Annotated in this window: 10 protein-coding genes, 1 tRNA gene and 1 rRNA gene; 1 reads left to right on the top strand and 11 read right to left on the bottom strand. The window is 70.1% G+C overall.

Translation table 11 applies throughout. From position 1 onward, the window contains the following. Positions 1–112 precede the first annotated feature (112 nt). From ACIQGV_RS00060 to ACIQGV_RS00025, 8 genes are all read right to left on the bottom strand, one after another. Positions 113–493, bottom strand: coding sequence for a helix-turn-helix domain-containing protein (locus ACIQGV_RS00060; RefSeq protein ID WP_402488149.1), 381 nt, complete (start codon positions 491–493; stop codon positions 113–115). Positions 494–602: 109 nt separating this feature from the next. After that, entirely contained in the window at positions 603–1,148 is a 546-nt protein-coding gene (locus ACIQGV_RS00055) for a CinA family protein (RefSeq protein ID WP_402488146.1), read from the bottom strand. Next, positions 1,145–1,972 (bottom strand): CDP-diacylglycerol--glycerol-3-phosphate 3-phosphatidyltransferase, encoded by an 828-nt coding sequence (gene pgsA / locus ACIQGV_RS00050; RefSeq protein ID WP_402488143.1) that lies wholly within the window; start codon positions 1,970–1,972, stop codon positions 1,145–1,147. Before pgsA ends, ACIQGV_RS00055 begins: the two co-directional genes overlap by 4 nt. Further along, positions 1,969–3,441 (bottom strand): 30S ribosomal protein S12 methylthiotransferase RimO, encoded by a 1,473-nt coding sequence (gene rimO, locus ACIQGV_RS00045; protein ID WP_402488140.1) that lies wholly within the window; start codon positions 3,439–3,441, stop codon positions 1,969–1,971. Before rimO ends, pgsA begins: the two co-directional genes overlap by 4 nt. A 94-nt stretch (positions 3,442–3,535) precedes the next feature. Beyond that, entirely contained in the window at positions 3,536–4,375 is an 840-nt protein-coding gene (locus tag ACIQGV_RS00040) for a helix-turn-helix domain-containing protein (protein WP_402488137.1), read from the bottom strand. 275 nt (positions 4,376–4,650) lie between these two features. Continuing rightward, positions 4,651–7,344 (bottom strand): DNA translocase FtsK, encoded by a 2,694-nt coding sequence (locus ACIQGV_RS00035; protein WP_402488136.1) that lies wholly within the window; start codon positions 7,342–7,344, stop codon positions 4,651–4,653. A gap of 141 nt (positions 7,345–7,485) precedes the next feature. After that, positions 7,486–8,172: a two-component system response regulator gene (locus ACIQGV_RS00030; RefSeq protein WP_402488133.1), complete on the bottom strand. Its 687-nt coding sequence runs from the start codon at positions 8,170–8,172 to the stop codon at positions 7,486–7,488. A gap of 301 nt (positions 8,173–8,473) precedes the next feature. Continuing rightward, the gene (locus ACIQGV_RS00025) at positions 8,474–13,918 is read right to left on the bottom strand and encodes a HAMP domain-containing protein (protein WP_402488131.1); all 5,445 of its coding nucleotides are present in this window, start codon (positions 13,916–13,918) and stop codon (positions 8,474–8,476) included. Between the two features lie 370 nt (positions 13,919–14,288). Here ACIQGV_RS00025 and ACIQGV_RS00020 point away from each other — a divergent pair, with 370 nt between their 5' ends. Continuing rightward, positions 14,289–17,039: a SpoIIE family protein phosphatase gene (locus ACIQGV_RS00020; RefSeq protein WP_402488129.1), complete on the top strand. Its 2,751-nt coding sequence runs from the start codon at positions 14,289–14,291 to the stop codon at positions 17,037–17,039. A 91-nt stretch (positions 17,040–17,130) separates the two neighbouring features. Here the strand turns inward: ACIQGV_RS00020 and ACIQGV_RS00015 are convergent. The 3 genes from ACIQGV_RS00015 to rrf form a co-directional block, all read right to left on the bottom strand. After that, positions 17,131–17,203 (bottom strand) — tRNA-Thr (locus ACIQGV_RS00015). A 75-nt stretch (positions 17,204–17,278) separates the two neighbouring features. Continuing rightward, positions 17,279–17,941, bottom strand: a complete 663-nt coding sequence (locus ACIQGV_RS00010; protein ID WP_402489433.1) for a DegT/DnrJ/EryC1/StrS family aminotransferase — start codon at positions 17,939–17,941, stop codon at positions 17,279–17,281. 114 nt (positions 17,942–18,055) lie between these two features. Then, a 5S ribosomal RNA gene (gene rrf, locus ACIQGV_RS00005) occupies positions 18,056–18,146 on the bottom strand; the annotation flags it as partial.

Below are 18,146 nucleotides of genomic sequence, written 5' to 3'. Positions count from 1 at the left end.
GGCTCCACGGACACCCTCGGACACGCGAAAGGCCCCGGTCGGGACTTCTCCGGTTCATCCGGAGGGGCCCCGACCGGGGCCTCACAGCATCAGATCGCTTCGGCCCGCGCACTCACGCGGCGACGACGTCCACCGCCTCGGCGGGCGCCTTGATGGTCACCCGTTCCGGTGGCACACCGGTCACCGACACGGCGCCCAGCATCGGTCGTACCGGCGTGGGCACGGACTCGCTGGGGGTGGCCGCAGCGGACTGGGCCAGCTCGGCGAGGGCGAGCTCGTCGCTCACTTCCCGCATGAGCTCGGACATCCGTACGTCCAGCGCGTCGCAGATGGCGGAGAGCAGTTCGGAGGAAGCCTCCTTCTGCCCCCGCTCCACCTCGGAGAGATAGCCGAGCGAGACTCGGGCGGACGAGGAGACTTCGCGCAGAGTACGGCCCTGGCGCTGGCGCTGCCGACGCAGCACGTCACCCAGCAGGCGACGGAGCAGAATCATCGGTGGCTCCCTCCTCGGACCGCGAAACCGCATCCTTCACGCCCCACCGTACCGCCTCGCGCCGCGGCCGTGCGGGGAGCGATGTCGTGTTCACTCAGGGCTGCAAACATCAAAACCCCCCGTTCTGTTCCGTATCCTGTGCCCGCTCATTCCCGGTCTGTTCGCCCGTAAGCTCCCTCAGAAGCAGGGCGAGTACGCTCCGTACACTCTCCATACGGATTTCCGCACGGTCGCCGTTCAACCGCAGCGCCTCCACTTTTCCGCCACCGGCGGAAACGGGGCTCACGCCGCGGGGACCGTCGACGGCGACGAAAACGGTGCCGACGGGCTTGCCGTCCTGCGGCTCGGGGCCGGCGACACCGGTCGTCGCGAGGCCCCAGTCGGCGCCCAGCGCCTTGCGCACTCCGGCCGCCATCTGTGCCGCGACCTGCGGGTCCACCGCCCCGCGCTCCTCCAGGAGAGTGGCGTCGACGCCCAGCAGTTCATGCTTGAGGGGAGTCGCGTACGCCGTCACCGAGCCACGGAAGGCCAAGGACGCCCCGGCGACCGCGGTCAGTTCGGAAGCGACCAGTCCGCCGGTCAGCGACTCGGCGACGGCGACCGTCTCGCCCCTCACCGTCAGTAGTCGCACGACGTCGGCGGCCGTGGGATTCACGCTTCGGTCTCCTCCGAGGCTCCGGCGCGCTCGGCCATTCCGCGCCTGCGCAGCACAATGGCCTGTCTCACATAGTCCAGCCCGGTGAGGACGGTCAGGACGACCGCGGCGGCCATCACCCACCAGCGCAGCGTGGCCAGCCACCCCGTCAGGGCCAGGATGTACATCCCCACGGCCACGCCCTGGGTGAGCGTCTTCAGCTTGCCGCCGCGGCTCGCCGGGATGACGCCGTACCGGATGACGAGGAAACGCATCAGCGTGATCCCGAGTTCCCGGCCGAGGATCACCGCGGTCACCCACCACGGCAGATCGCCGAGGTAGGACAGACAGATCAGCGCCGCCCCCATGATGGCCTTGTCGGCGATGGGGTCTGCGATCTTCCCGAAGTCGGTGACCAGGTTGTACGTGCGCGCCAGATGTCCGTCGAACAGGTCGGTGATCATGGCGATGGCGAAGGCCGCCCAGGCGAACGAGCGCCAGGCGGGGTCGTAGCCGCCGTCGGCCAGCATCAGGGCGACGAAGGCGGGCACCAGCAGCAGCCGGAGCATGGTCAGCAGGTTGGCGATGTTCCAGACGCTCGCCTGGTTGACGGCCGCGGCCGCCAGCTTGCCGCCCCGCCCGGGCCTGGCGCCGCTCTCGCTCTCGGCGCCGCCCGCCATGGACATGCCCTTCGCACCGCCCGCCGTGGACACGTTCTCCGTACCGCCGCCCGCCGCGGTCGCGCCGGCCCCGGGTGCCGTGGTCGCGCCGGCCTTGGCCGGTCCGGTCCGGGAGGGGCCCGCCTTGGAGGAGCCGCCCGCGGCGGATGCCGGGACTCCGGTCATCTGCCCGCCTCCTCACTACACGCGTGCGAGCCCGGCAGAGGCTCGGCCACCAGGTCGACACCCTCGGTGCCGACCACCTTCGCCTCGACGATACGGCCGATGCCCAGGCCCTCGCCGCTCGTGAGAAGCACCTGGCCGTCCGTCTCGGGCGCCTGGTGGGCCGCGCGGCCGTGGACGCCCTCCTCCTCGTCGACCGACTCCACGAGCACCCGGACGGTCTCGCCGACGCGCTCCTCGGCGCGCTGCGAGACGAGTTCCTCCGCGAGCCGGGAGATGTGCGCGAGACGGTCGGCGACGACGTCCTCGTCGAGCTTGTTGCCGTACGTGGCCGCCTCGGTGCCCTCCTCGTCGGAGTAGCCGAAGACACCGATGGCGTCCAGCCGCGCGCCGTTCAGGAAGCGTTCCAGCTCGGCCAGGTCGGCCTCGGTCTCGCCGGGGAAGCCCACGATGAAGTTGGACCGCACACCCGCCTCGGGCGCCTTGCTCCGGATGGTGTCGAGCAGCTCCAGGAAGCGGTCGGTGTCGCCGAAGCGGCGCATCGCGCGCAGCACGTCGGGCGCGGAGTGCTGGAAGGACAGGTCGAAGTACGGGGCGATCTTCGGTGTGCCGGTCAGCACGTCGATCAGGCCGGGGCGCATCTCGGCCGGCTGGAGGTAGCTCACCCGCACCCGCTCGATGCCGTCGACCTCGGCCAGCTCGGGCAGCAGGGACTCCAGCAGGCGGATGTCGCCCAGGTCCTTGCCGTAGGAGGTGTTGTTCTCGGAGACCAGCATGATCTCCTTGACGCCCTGCTCGGCCAGCCACCGCGTCTCGTTCAGGACGTCCGAGGGCCGGCGCGAGATGAAGGAGCCGCGGAAGGACGGGATGGCGCAGAAGGTGCAGCGCCGGTCGCAGCCGGAGGCCAGCTTCACCGAGGCGACCGGGGCGCCGTCCAGGCGGCGGCGCAGGGGCGCACGGGGGCCGGAAGCGGGCGCGAGGCCGTCCGGGAGGTCGGTGGGGCCGTGTCCGGGCAGGGCGACCTCGGTGGCCGACTCCTGCCGCTCGGCCGGGCTGATCGGCAGCAGCTTGCGGCGGTCGCGGGGGGTGTGAGCGGCGTGGATGCCGCCGGACAGGATGGTCTGCAGGCGGTCGGAGATGTCGGAGTAGTCGTCGAAGCCGAGCACGCCGTCGGCCTCGGGGAGGGCTTCGGCGAGTTCCTTGCCGTACCGCTCGGCCATGCAGCCGACCGCGACGACGGCCTGGGTGCGGCCGTGGTTCTTGAGGTCGTTGGCCTCCAGCAGGGCGTCGACGGAGTCCTTCTTGGCGGCGTCGACGAATCCGCAGGTGTTGACGACGGCGACGTCCGCGTGTGCGGCGTCCTCCACGAGCTGCCAGCCGTCCGCCTCCAGACGGCCCGCGAGCTCCTCGGAGTCCACCTCGTTACGGGCGCAGCCAAGTGTGACGAGTGCGACGGTACGGCGTTCAGGCATGGGCTCAAGACTACTTCGTCCCGGCGACACCCCACGTCGACGGGGTTGGCCGATCTTGGCCAACCCCGTCCCGATCCGGCCCGAAGGCCCCCGCTCAGCCGATCTGCGGGTCGCCCTTGGTGTAGGTCAGACGCTCCACCGCGCCGGGCTGGAAGTTGTCGTCGATCTTCTTGCCGTTGACGTAGAGCTGGACCGCGCCGGCGTCGCCGAGCACCAGGTTGATCTTGGAGCTGTCCTGGAAGGTCTTGGACTCGCCCTGCTTGAGCAGTCCGTCGAACAGCAGCCGGCCGTTGTGGTCCTTGGCCGCGACCCAGCTGCGTCCGTCGGCGGCGCTGACCCGGACGGTGACCTTGTCCTGGGGCGCCGCGGCGATGGCGCTCTCGGTCGGGTCGGGCTTGGGGGCGGCCGGCTTCTTGCTGCCGGCCGAGGGCGAGGCGGTCCTGCCCGCGGTGGGCGTGGTGCCCTCGGCGACCTCGTCGGTGCCGGAGCCGGAACCGCCGCCCTTGACGACGGTGAAGCCGACGAAACCGATCACGGCGACGATCGCGGCGACCATCGCCGCGGTCCAGTTGGGTCCGCGCCGCTCGGGGCGGATGCGTTCGGCTTCGAACAGCGGCGCGGCCGGCGTGGGCGCCGGGCGGCCGCCGTGGTCGGCGTCGTACTGCGCGAGCAGGGGCGCCGGATCGAGACGGACGGCCCGGGCCAGGGTCTTGATGTGGCCACGGGCGTAGACGTCGCCGCCGCAGGGCGTGAAGTCGTCCTGCTCGATCGCGTGCACGATCGCGATGCGGACCCGGGTGGCGGTGCTGACGTCGTCGACGGTCATCTTGGCCGCGATCCGCGCTTCACGCAGCGCACGGCCGACGGAGGGGCGGGCTTCCTCGGAAACGTCTTCGAACGGACGCTCGTCTTCAGGGGAGTTGCCGATGGACACGGGGGCGCCTTTCGAGCGTGAGCCGCCTGTGCTGGAGGTTCAGTCTAGGGGGGTGCAAAAGGGTTGGGGCAACCGGGCGGTAAGACTTTGTACGCCATCGGAATGGCCGGTCACGCCGATGGTCGGGTACCTCTTGGTCACTTCGCTCAACTTGACGTGCGAGGCAGGGAAACGGTTGCTCAATGATCCCTTACGGGTGAGTCACGATCCGACATCCGGCCTGTCTCGGACCGGTGTCCTCCGGCCGGGACCCACCCGCGCGAGCAGCCGTTCGCCTACCCGTCAGACTCTCCACGGATCACCGCCAGCACGCCGTCCAGCTCGTCGGGCTTCACAAGAACGTCACGTGCCTTGGACCCTTCGCTCGGTCCGACGATGCTCCGTGACTCCATCAGGTCCATCAGCCGGCCGGCCTTCGCGAAGCCCACGCGCAGCTTGCGCTGGAGCATGGACGTCGACCCGAACTGGGTGGAGACCACCAGCTCGGCGGCCTGGCACAGCAGGTCGAGGTCGTCGCCGATGTCCTCGTCGATCTCCTTCTTCTGCTTGGTCCCCACGGTGACGTCGTCCCGGAAGACCGGCGCCATCTGGTCCTTGCAGTGCTGCACGACCGCCGCCACCTCGGCCTCGGTGACGAACGCGCCCTGCATACGGGTGGGCTTGTTCGCGCCCATCGGCAGGAACAGCCCGTCGCCCTTGCCGATCAGCTTCTCCGCGCCCGGCTGGTCCAGGATGACCCGGCTGTCGGCGAGCGAGGAGGTGGCGAAGGCGAGCCGGGAGGGCACGTTCGCCTTGATCAGACCGGTGACGACGTCCACGGACGGCCGCTGGGTGGCCAGCACCAGATGGATGCCCGCCGCACGGGCGAGCTGGGTGATGCGCACGATCGCGTCCTCGACGTCCCTGGGCGCCACCATCATCAGGTCGGCCAGCTCGTCGACGATCACCAGCAGATACGGATACGGCTGGAGCTCCCGCTCGCTGCCCGCGGGCGGCTTCACGGTGCCCTCGCGCACGGCCCTGTTGAAGTCGTCGATGTGCCGGTACCCGTAGGCCGCGAGGTCGTCGTACCTGAGGTCCATCTCGCGCACGACCCACTGGAGCGCCTCGGCGGCCCGCTTGGGATTGGTGATGATCGGCGTGATCAGGTGCGGGATGCCCTCGTAGGCGGTCAGCTCGACCCGCTTGGGGTCGACCAGGATCATGCGGACGTCCTCCGGGGTCGCCCGCATCATGACCGAGGTGATCAGGCAGTTGATGCAGGAGGACTTGCCGGAGCCGGTGGCGCCGGCGACCAGCATGTGCGGCATCTTCGCCAGCGAGTGCATGACATAGCCGCCCTCGACGTCCTTGCCGAAGGCGACCAGCATCGGGTCGTCGTCCTCGGCGGACTCCGCGAGCCGCAGCACGTCGCCGAGGTTGACCATCTCCCGGTCGGTGTTCGGGATCTCGATGCCGACCGCCGACTTCCCGGGGATCGGGCTGATGATCCGCACGTCCGGGCTGGCGACGGCGTACGCGATGTTCTTGGCGAGCGCCGTGATCCGCTCGACCTTCACCGCCGGGCCCAGCTCCACCTCGTAGCGCGTGACCGTCGGACCGCGGGTGAAACCGGTGACGGCCGCGTCGACCTTGAACTCGGTGAAGACGTTGGTCAGCGAGGCCACGACGGCGTCGTTGGCGGCGCTGCGCGCCTTGCCCGGCCCGCCCCGGGTGAGACGGTCCAGCGAAGGCAGCGAGTAGGTGACGTCGCCGGACAGCTGGAGCTGCTCCGCACGCGGCGGCAGGTCCCGGTGCTCCTCGGGCGGCGCCTTGGTGAGGTCGGGGACGGCTCCCGATCCGGTCCGCCCCTGCCGCCGTCCGGCCGGGGCCGGCACGGGCGTCGGGGCGGTGCCCTCGCGGTCGCCGGCGGTGACGCCCTGGGTGAGGTCCGCGACGACCGGCGAGGGCGGCATGCCGTGCAGCACGGCCCCGTCGAGGTCCGCGGCGGCGGCCGCCGCGACGTCCACGGGGTCCATCCGCCGGTCCGTCGCCGGCTGCGGCACGGAGGGGCTCCGGGGCCGGCCGCGGCGCCGGGAGAGCGCCTCCTCCTCCGCGGCCCCGGGGTCGTACGCCTCGGGGGCGGATCCGCGCCTGCGGGGGCGCGCGGGCAGCGACTCGCGCCACTGCTCGTCGTAGCGCTCCTCGTCGTCGGAGTACTCCTGCGGGGCGGGGTCGTGCACCACGCCCAGCCTCACCCCGAGCAGCCGCAGCCGCTGCGGGACGGCGTTGACCGGAGTGGCCGTCACCACCAACAGGCCGAAGACCGTCAGCAGCACCAGCAGCGGTACGGCGAGCACCTCGGTCATGGTGAACGTCAGCGGGGTGGCCGCGGCCCAGCCGATCAGTCCGCCGGCGTCCCTTATCTCCTGCATGCCGGCCTCGCGGGCGGGCGAGCCGCAGGCGATGTGCACCTGTCCGAGCACGCCGATCACCAGGGCGGACAGCCCGATCACGATCCGGCCGTTGGCCTCCGGCTTCTCCGGGTGCCGGATGAACCGCACGGCGATCACCGCGAGCAGGATCGGCACCAGCAGGTCCAGCCGCCCGAAGGCGCCGGTCACCAGCATCTCGACCAGGTCGCCGACGGGTCCGCGCAGATTCGACCAGGTGCCCGCGGCGACGATCAGGGCGAGACCGAGCAGCAGCAGGGCGACGCCGTCCTTGCGGTGGGCCGGGTCGAGGTTCCTGGCACCCTGCCCTATGCCGCGGAACACGGCGCCGACCGCGTGCGCGAGGCCGAGCCAGAGGGCGCGCACCAGCCGGTAGACACCCCCGGTCGGACTCGGCGCCGGCTTGGGCGCCGGCTTCTTGGCCGCCGCCTTGCGGGCCGGGGCCTTCTTCGCGGCGGCCTTCTTCGCCGGAGCCTTCGCGGGAGCGGCCGCCTTACCGGCGGGCTGCTTCTTGGCTGCGGAGGGACGTGAGGCCATGGGTGTGAGGTTACCTGTGGAGGCGACTGCGGACACGTGTGCCCAGTGCTTCACCCGTTCGTGTCGCCCTTGCGGGCGCACAGAACTGACGCCGGGCCAAGAAGCCCCTCAAAACGGTCAGTTCTTCGCGCCCGACGGGCGTCAGTTCTGCGACGGCAGCGCGGGCGGGCCGCCCGTGCCCGGCTCCAGCGCGTCCAGCGCCCGCCGCAACCCGGTGAGTTTGCGTTCCAGATGGGCGGCCGTGGCCACCGCCGCGGCGTCCGCGGAATCGCCCTCGAGCTGCTTGGACAGCGCCTCGGCCTGCTCCTCGACGGCCGCGAGCCGCGCCGACAGCTCGGCCAGCAGACCCGCCGACTCCTTGCCGGGGCCGACCGCGCCGGCCTTGCCGCCACCGCCCTCCAACTGGAGGCGCAGCAGGGCCGCCTGCTCACGCAGCTGGCAGTTCTTCATGTACAGCTCGACGAACACCGACACCTTCGCCCGTAGCACCCACGGGTCGAACGGCTTGGAGATGTAGTCCACCGCGCCCGCCGCGTAGCCGCGGAAGGTGTGGTGCGGCCCGTGGTTGATCGCCGTGAGGAAGATGATCGGGATGTCCCGGGTGCGCTCGCGGCGCTTGATGTGCGCGGCCGTCTCGAAGCCGTCCATGCCCGGCATCTGGACATCCAGCAGGATGACCGCGAAGTCGTCCGTGAGCAGTGCTTTGAGCGCTTCCTCCCCGGACGATGCCCGAACCAGCGTCTGATCGAGCGCCGAGAGGATCGCCTCCAGCGCCAGCAGATTCTCCGGCCGGTCATCGACCAGGAGGATCTTGGCCTTCTGCACCATGGCCCGCCCTCCTCGCCCCGGCGTGGGGCCTCCCCTGTCCTCAGGACTCGGGGTGGCACCCTCGGATGCCGCCCCAGGGGACGACTCCCTTTCGCCGCCCGTCCTCGTGCCGGTCATCGTAGCCGCACCCCGCCCGTCGCCACACCCTGTCACCGCGATGTCACTGTGCACATACCAGAAACGCAGCGTGAGACCAGAAGGTTCCCCGGATCCCGTACTTCTACACGGCGTCAGGCATATCCGGTCGGCAACTCCGTGTGAACACACAGAGTTCCCGCCGGCCGTCCCCACCTGCGGTCCTTCACTCGCCGCGCATCCACTGCTCCATCACCGACAGCAGATGATCGGGGTCCACGGGCTTGGTCACGTAGTCGGAGGCACCCGACTCGATCGCCTTCTCCCGGTCGCCCTTCATCGCCTTCGCGGTCAGCGCCACGATCGGCAGCCCGGCGAACTGCGGCATCCTGCGGATCGCCGTCGTCGTGGCATACCCGTCCATCTCCGGCATCATGATGTCCATCAGCACGACCGCCACGTCGTCGTGCTGCTCCAGCACCTCGATGCCCTCACGGCCGTTCTCGGCGTACAGCACCGACAGACCGTGCTGCTCCAGCACGCTCGTCAGCGCGAAGACATTGCGGATGTCGTCGTCGACGATCAGGACCTTCTCCCCGGCGAACCGGATACCGCCGCGCGGCTGCGGCGCCGGCTCCTGCTCGGCCGCCACCCACCGGTCGCCCAGGTCGCCGCCGTGCGCGGACACGGCCCGGCGGCGCCGCCGGAACAGCGCCGCGGCACCGTTCTGCGTCTCGTGGTACGACTTCACCTCCGCCGGCGTCTCGATCGCCGGCTCGGGCAGCAGCTCCGGCGTGCCCGCGGAAGCCTGCCCGGAGGGCAGAGCGGGCTGCTGGTAGCCGTGCGGCGGCAGCTCGCCCGGGTGCAGCGGCAGGTACAGGGTGAACGTCGAGCCGCGGCCCGGCTCGCTCTGCGCGTGGATCTCGCCGCCGAGCAGCTGGGCGATCTCCCGCGAGATCGACAGCCCGAGGCCGGTGCCGCCGTACTTGCGGCTCGTCGTGCCGTCCGCCTGCTTGAACGCCTCGAAGATCACCCGCATCTTGCTCGCCGCGATCCCGATGCCCGTGTCCGTCACCGAGAACGCGATCAGCCGGGCGTCCGGATCGCTCAGCGACCCCGTCTCCAGCAGCTGCTCCCTGATCCCCACCGGGACATCCGTGACCGCGGGCCGGATCACCAGCTCCACCGACCCCGAATCGGTGAACTTCACCGCGTTCGACAGCAGGTTGCGCAGCACCTGGAGCAGCCGCTGCTCGTCGGTGTGCAGCGTCGCCGGCAGCTCGGGCGAGACCCGCACCGACAGATCCAGGCCCTTCTCCGCGGTCAGCGGCCGGAAAGTGGCCTCCACGTAGTCGACCAGCTGCACCAGCGCGATACGCGTCGGGGAGACGTCCATCTTGCCCGCCTCGACCTTCGACAGATCGAGGATGTCGTTGATCAGCTGGAGCAGGTCGGAACCCGCCCCGTGGATCGTCTCGGCGAACTCCACCTGCTTCGGGGTGAGGTTGCCCTCCGCGTTGTCGGCGAGCAGCTTGGCGAGGATCAGCAGCGAGTTCAGCGGGGTGCGCAGCTCGTGCGACATGTTGGCGAGGAACTCGCTCTTGTAGCGCATGGAGACGGCCAGCTGCTCGGCCCGCTCCTCCAGGACCTGCCGCGCCTCCTCGATCTCGGTGTTCTTCACCTCGATGTCGCGGTTCTGCCGGGCGAGCAGCTCGGCCTTCTCCTCCAGTTCGGCGTTGGACGCCTGAAGCGCCTTCTGCCGGTTCTCCAGCTCGGCGGAACGTTCGCGCAGTTGCTCCGTCAGCTCCTGCGACTGCTTCAGCAGCACCTCGGTCTTGGTGTTCACCGAGATGGTGTTGACGCTGGTGGCGATCATCTCCGCGATCTGGTTCAGGAAGTCCCGCTGGATCTGCGTGAACGGGGTGAACGACGCCAGCTCGATCACCCCCAGCACCTTGCCCTCGAACAGCACCGGCAGCACGATCACCTGCGCGGGCGGCGCCTCACCGAGCCCGGAGGAGATCTTCAGGTAGCCGCTCGGCGCGTTCTCCACCAGGATCGTGCGCTTCTCCATGGCCGCCGTGCCGACCAGCGCCTCACCGGGCCGGAACGACGTCGGCATGGAGCCCATCGAGTAGCCGTACGACCCCAGCATCCGCAGCTCGTACTGGTCCTCGCTGTCGGCGGCCAGGTCCTGCTCGTCCATCAGCGGCAGCGCAAGGAAGAACGCCCCGTGCTGCGCGGAGACCACCGGCGTCAGCTCGCTCATGATCAGCGAGGCGACGTCGTCCAGGTCGCGGCGGCCCTGCATCAGCGCGGAGATCCGGGCGAGGTTGCCCTTCAGCCAGTCCTGCTCCTTGTTGGCGATCGTGGTGTCGCGCAGGTTGGCGATCATCTTGTTGATGTAGTCCTGGAGTTCCTGGATCTCGCCGGACGCGTCCACGTCGATCTTCAGGTTCAGGTCGCCGCGGGTCACCGCCGTCGCCACCCGCGCGATGGCGCGCACCTGCCGGGTCAGGTTCCCGGCCATCTCGTTCACGGACTCCGTCAGGTCACGCCAGGTGCCGTCCACGTCACGCACACGTGCCTGACCGCCGAGCTGTCCCTCCGTACCCACCTCGCGGGCGACACGGGTGACCTCCTCGGCGAAGCTGGACAGCTGGTCGACCATCGTGTTGATCGTCGTCTTCAGCTCCAGGATCTCGCCACGGGCGTCGATGTCGATCTTCTTGGTCAGATCGCCCTTCGCGATGGCCGTCGTGACCATCGCGATGTTGCGGACCTGGCCGGTCAGGTTCGACGCCATCTGGTTCACCGACTCGGTGAGGTCCTTCCAGGTGCCCGCCACGCCCGGCACATGCGCCTGACCGCCCAGGATCCCGTCGGTGCCCACCTCACGGGCCACCTTGGTGACCTGCTCCGCGAACGAACTCAGCGTCTTCACCATCGTGTTGAAGGTGTCCGCGAGCTGCGCGACCTCGCCGTCCGCCTCGATCGTCACCGTACGCGTCAGATCGCCGTTGGCGACCGCCGCGGCGACCTGGGAGATGTTGCGCACCTGCATGGTCAGGTTCTTGGCCATCAGGTTGACGTTGTCGCTCAGGTCCTTCCAGATGCCCGTGACACCCGGCACGTGCGCCTGGCCGCCCAGGATGCCCTCGGTGCCCACCTCACGGGCCACCCTGGTCACCTGTTCGGCGAAGCTGGACAGCTGGTCCACCATCGTGTTGACGGTCGTGACCAGTTCGAGGATCTCGCCCTTGGCGTCGACGGTGATCTTCTTCGACAGATCGCCCTTGGCGACCGCGGTGGTGACGTCGGCGATGCTGCGCACCTGCACGGTGAGGTTGTTCGCCATGAAGTTCACCGACTGGGTCAGGTCCTTCCAGGTGCCGGAGACCCCCTGCACCTCGGCCTGACCGCCCAGCTTGCCCTCGGTGCCCACCTCGCGGGCCACCCTGGTGACCTCCTCCGCGAAGGAGGACAGCTGGTCGACCATCGTGTTCAGGGTGTTCTTCAGCTCCAGGATCTCGCCGCGCGCGTCCACGGTGATCTTCTGCGACAGATCACCGCGCGCCACCGCGGTGGCGACCTGGGCGATCTGCCGTACCTGAGCCGTCAGGTTCCCGGCCATGCCGTTCACCGAGTCGGTCAGATCACGCCACACGCCCGCGACGCCGGGCACCTGCGCCTGACCGCCCAGCCGGCCCTCCGTACCCACCTCGCGGGCCACCCGGGTCACCTGGTCGGCGAAGGCGGAGAGCTGGTCGACCATCGTGTTGATGGTGTTCTTCAGCTCCAGGATCTCGCCGCGCGCGTCCACGGTGATCTTCTGCGACAGATCACCGCGCGCCACCGCCGTCGTCACCTGGGCGATCTGGCGCACCTGCGACGTCAGATTGCCGGTGATGGAGTTGACGGAGTCGGTCAGCTCCTTCCAGCGGCCGGACACCCCGTCCACCCGTGCCTGACCGCCCAGCCGGCCCTCCGTTCCGACCTCCCGGGCCATCCGCGTGACCTGGTCGGCGAACGACGACAGCTGGTCCACCATCGTGTTCACGGTGTTCTTCAGCTGGAGCATCTCGCCGGACACGTCCACGGTGACCTTCTGCGACAGATCGCCGTTGGCCACCGCCGTCGTCACCTGGGCGATGTTCCTCACCTGTCCGGTGAGGTTGCGGAACGCCGTGTTGACGGAGTCGGTGAGGTCCTTCCACGTCCCCGCCGCTCCCGTCACCTGCGCCTGGCCGCCCAGCTCTCCCTCGACACCGATCTCCCGCGCGACCCGCGTCACCTCGGAGCCGAACGCCGACAGCTGGTCCACCATGCCGTTGACGGTGTTCTTCAGCTCCAGCATCTCGCCGGCCACGTCCACGGTGACCTTCTGCGACAGATCACCGCTCGCCACCGCCGTCGTGACGGCAGCGATGTCCCTCACCTGAATGGTCAGATTCCGGAACACCGTGTTGACGGAGTCGGTGAGGTCCTTCCAGGTGCCCGCGGCACCCGGCACGTTCGCCTGGCCGCCCAGCCGCCCCTCGGAACCGACCTCGTTGGCCACGCGCGTGACCTCGTCCGCGAAGATCCGCAGCGTCTCGGTCATCTGGTTGATCGTCTCGGCGAGCTGCGCGACCTCGCCCCGCGCCGGAACGGTCACCTTCCGCGACAGATCACCGTTGGCCACCGCCGTGGTGACCTCGGCGATCCCGCGCACCTGGGCCGTCAGATTGCCGGCCATGGTGTTCACCGAGTCGGTGAGTTCCTTCCACACCCCGTCCACCCCGGGCACCTGCGCCTGGCCGCCCAGGATCCCGTCGGTGCCGACCTCCCGGGCCACCCGCGTCACCTCGGACGAGAACGCCGAGAGCCGGTCGACCATCGTGTTGACGGTCTCCTTCAGCTCCAGCATCTCGCCGGCGACATGGACGGTCACCTTCCGTGACAGATCGCCCTTGGCGACCGCCGTCGTCACCAGCGCGATGTCCCGCACCTGCGCGGTCAGCCGGTCGGCCATGGTGTTGACCGACTCCGTCAGGTCCTTCCAGGAACCCGACATCCCGCGCACCTGCGCCTGACCGCCCAGCTTGCCCTCGGTGCCCACCTCGCTGGCCACGCGCGTGACCTCGTCGGTGAACGTCGACAGCTGGTCGACCAGATTGTTGACGGTCCGCCCGACCTTCAGGAACTCCCCCCGCAGCGGATGCCCGCTCCCGTCCGGGCCCTGGGTCCGCAGCTCCATCCGCGGCGACAGATCACCCTCGGCCACCGCCGACAGCACCCGTCCCACCTCGGAGACCGGCCACACGAGATCGTCGACCAGCGCGTTCGACGCGTCGATCGCGGCCGCCCAGGACCCCTCGCAGGCCCCGGTCTCCAGGCGCTCGGTGAGCTTGCCCTCACGCCCCACCATCCGCCGCACCCGCGACAGCTCGCCGGTCAGATGCATATTGCGGTCGGCCACCTCGTTGAAGACCGCCGCGATCTCCGACATCACGCCGTCGCCGGACACCGTGAGCCGCTTGCGGAAGTTCCCGTCCCGCATCGACACCAGCGCCGCCAGCAGCCGGTTCAGGGCAGCCGTGTCCACAGAGGTGGTCCCGCCTCGCGCCTTGCGCCGATCACGCGACGTCGTGCCCCGCCCTGTTTCCCGCGTCGCTGCGCCAGACTCCACTGTGTCCCTCCCGCAGGGGTCGACCGTTGCTGCCGGGCTCGGGTGCAGTTCGAAAGCCGTACGTCACCGACGGTCACCGGCCGGCGCACGAGCCCATCAGGGATGACTGCCCACCGATCGGGGAGGCCACTCGGGCTGCCCGCACTTCCACCACAAGCCCGCCCAGTGTTTCACCCCGGCCGAACCAGGCCATAACAGTTCGGCAGCTTCGCACATCGTCCGCACACCCTCCGGACGTAAAACACCGGCGACCGGCATCCGCTCGGGCGGGGAAGGTAAGTAACCTTGCATGCGGCTGTCCAGCCACGCCGGTCCGTCCGGTCTGGGCGGTGGCACGGAAACGAGGGGCATCGGAGGGGCGGCCGCACACATGACCACCGGACTGATCCCGGGAGCCCAGCCCCCGGAACCCCGGCCGGACAGCACGCTGCCCGCGCAGACGCGCCAGGAACCGGCGGACGGGGCAGCCCAGCACACCGACAACCGGCCGAGGAGTTCCGTGATCACCGCGCGCGCGGCTGCCAGCTTCGAGCCCGTCGGACGTTCGGTCGCCTCCGCCCGTTCCTTCGTCCGCGACACCCTCCAGGGCTGGGGCTTCGCCGACATCGTCGACGACGCCGTCGTCCTGACCAGCGAACTCGTGACCAACGCCGTCGTCCACGCCGGCACCTCCGCCGACGTGCTGTGCCTGCGCTCCGAGGACGGCGTACGCATCGAGGTCGCCGACCACTACCCCGAACGCGAGATCCCCCTCCAGAACGCCGCCGTCACCATGGGCAGCCCCGACCGCGAGGGCGGCCGCGGCCTCCAGCTCTGCGCGGCCCTCGCCGGCCGCTGGGGCGTGGAGTACACCCCGACGCACAAGCAGGTCTGGTTCCAGCTCGAACTGCCGCAGCGTCCCGTGGGCACCCGCGCCGCCGGTCCCTCCCTGCCCGCCGATCTGCTGCCGCTCGCCGACGGCCGCGTCCGGGTCGCCGTCGTCCAGATCGACCGTGTCGGCGCCATCACCGCCTGGAACGAGGACGCGGAGGAACTGTTCGGCTACACCACCGACCAGGTCACCGGCAAACCTCTCGCCGACCTCGCCGCCTGGCCGCACACCCCGGGCACCAGCACCGGCGTCGCCGAGGCGCTCCAGCTCTCCCGCTGGGAAGGCAGCTACGGCATCCGCGCCGCCACCGGCAGAGTCGTCCCCGTCTACGCCTCCCACCTCCGCGTCCGCGACACCGGCGGCGAGCCCTCCACGGTCTGTCTCCTGGTCCGCGACCATGAACGCGCCGTGCTCCAGACCCCGTTGCGCGCCACCACCGGCGACGCCGGCCATTCCGGCGACGGCAAGAGCACCGACCCGTTCGAGGTCTTCATCGGCTCCCCCGCCCCCGACGACCTCGACGGGCTCCTGCAGCGCACGGTGGAACGCGCCCGCGACATGCTCGACGCCGACTCCGCGTTCCTCCTGCTCGCCACCGACGACGAGACCGAGCTGGAGGTCCGCGCCTCCACCGGCCTGCCCTCCGCGCGCCAGCGCTTCGCCCGCGTCCCCGTCGAGGCCGGGCCCGGCCGCTACGGCTCCGCCCGCATGCCCGCCGTCCACGACGACCTCACCGCCGTCCCCGGCGCCGTGCCCCTGCTGGACGGCACCGGCATGCGCTCGGTCGTCACCGTGCCGCTCAAGGTGGAGGGCCGTCTCACCGGCTCCCTCGGCGTCGCCGCCGAAGCTCCCGGCCGCTACTCCAACGAAGAGGCACTGCGCCTGCAGTTCGCCGCCGACCGCATCGCGCTCGCCGTCGAGTCGGCCCGCCTCGGCGAGCTGGAGCGGCTGCGCCGCGGCTCGCTCAGCTTCCTCGTCGAGGCGTCCGACCTCCTCGCCGGCACCCTGGACCGCGACCAGACCCTGGCCCTGATGGCCCAGATGACCGTGCCGACCCTGGCCACCTGGTGCGCCGTCTACACGATCGCCGACCAGGCGTCCGAGCCGTATCTGTCGTACGTCCTGCACGAGGACGAGGAACTCATCGACGGCATCAAGTCGTTGCTGTCGAAGATCTCCCCGCCCGACCCGGTCCCGACGCCCGGTGCCCGCGTCTGGACGGCCCCCGCGGAAGTCGCCCACCAGGCGGCCCTGCGCACCTCCATGCGCAGCCTCGGCCTCGGCAGGCCGGCCACCGTCAGCTCCGGCATCGGCACCACCCTCGCCACGGCCGGCGCGGTCGGCGGCGAGACGGTCGTCCTGCCGCTGGTCGCCCGCAACCGCGTCATCGGCATGCTGACCCTCGGCAAGCCCACCGACGAACACTTCCGGCAGGAAATCCTGGAACTGGCCGAGGACTTGAGCCGCCGGGCCGCCCTCGCCCTCGACAACGCCCGTCTCTATTCCGAGCGCACGGCCATCAGCCAGTCCCTCCAGCGCAGCCTCCTGCCGCCCGAACTCCCCCAGATCGACGGTGTCGAGGTCGAGGTCATCTACCGCGCGGCCGGCGAGGGCAACGAGGTCGGCGGCGACTTCTACGACGTCTTCCCCATCAGCGACGGCGCCTACGGCTTCGCCATCGGAGACGTCTGCGGTACGGGGCCCAACGCGGCGGCGGTCACGGGCCTCGCCCGGCACGCCCTGCGTCTGCTGGCCCGGGAGGGCCTCAGCGGCCCCGCGGTCCTGGAGCGCCTCAACTCCGCGATCCTGGACGAGGGAGCCCGAAGCCGTTTCCTCACCCTCCTGTACGGCGAGCTGCGTCCTCAGCCCGACGGCAGCGCCGAACTGAAGGTGGTCTGCGCGGGCCACCCGCTTCCTCTGCGGCTGCGCCAGGACGGCACGGTCGAGGCCGCGGCCGAACCCCAGCCGCTGCTGGGCGTCCTGGAGGACCTGGAGCTCTACGAGCAGACCGTCACGCTCGACCCGGGCGACGTCCTCCTCTGTGTCACGGACGGCGTGACGGAACGGCGCGAAGGAACCCGCATGCTGGGCGACGACGGACTCGCCGACGTCCTGACGACATGTACGGGCCTCACGGCCGGCGCGGTCGCCGCCCGCATCATGCGTGCCGTGGAACGCTTCGCCGCCGACGCCCCGTCCGACGACATGGCCATCCTCGCCATGCGCGTCCCGGGTCTGCACAACGTCTGAGCCGATTTCCCGGCCCCGGCCGGGAAATCCGGTTCACTTGTCATCACACGCAAAAGACCCCCGCCCGGTAGGGCGGGGGTCTTTTCTTCCGAGCCCCCAAACGGAATCGAACCGTTGACCTTCTCCTTACCATGGAGACGCTCTACCGACTGAGCTATAGGGGCCGGTCGCTTTTCGGGGTTTCCCCCGCAGCAACTGAGTAGATCGTACCCCGAACGGACCGGTATTCCCAAACTCGTTCAGACGGCAGAACGAAGCAGTCCGCCGAGGGCATTGCAGGCGGCCACGATCCGCTGCATGTCCCGTTTCGTCAACGCCGCGTCGACCGGCAGGGCGAGTGTCTCGTCGGCTGCCCGCTCGGTCTCCGGAAGAGCCACACAGCGGCGGAATTCCGGCAGCCGGTGCACAGGCGTCTTCACCGGCACCCGGCAGTCGACTCCCCTGGCCCGCACGGCTCGTGCGAACGCGTCCCGGTCCGGCCGGCCGTTCCCCGGCACCCGCACGACGTACTGCTGGTAGGCGTGCCCCACACTCGTCGCGGGCGGGACGACTCCCTTCAACCGCTCGTCGAGGTACGCCGCCCGCTGCCGCCGCTGCGCCGTCTCGTCGTACGGCGGTTCGGACTCGCCTTCCTGAAGCACCAGCAGCCCGTGCCGCTGTCCCACTTCGATCAGCCGTGGCATGTCGGCGGGCCGCCCGAACCGGTGGACGGCCACGACGGCCGCGGTCCGCGAAGTCACCACGGCCTCCACGGATATGGGGTCCAGGCAGTACGTCACCGGATCTATGTCGGCGAAGACCGGAAGGCCACCGGCCAGTGTCACGGCTTCGGCGACCTCGACGTTCCCGAAGGCCGGCACGATCACCTCGTCGCCGAGACCCACGCCGGCGGCCCTGAGCATCGCAGCAGTACTCATAAGGGGATGCTGCGCGCGCAACGTGAACTTCAAGTGACGCCCAACAAAAAAGGGTTGGACCCGGAACACAAGTTCCGGGTCCAACCCTCATCAAAAATTGTTCGGCGGCGTCCTACTCTCCCACAGGGTCCCCCCTGCAGTACCATCGGCGCTGTAAGGCTTAGCTTCCGGGTTCGGAATGTAACCGGGC

This window comes from Streptomyces sp. NPDC093094, assembly GCF_044754345.1.
Classification (GTDB): Bacteria; Actinomycetota; Actinomycetes; order Streptomycetales; family Streptomycetaceae; genus Streptomyces.
The sequence above is the reverse complement of the archived record's forward strand: the minus strand, read 5'-3'. Positions and strand labels throughout refer to the sequence as shown.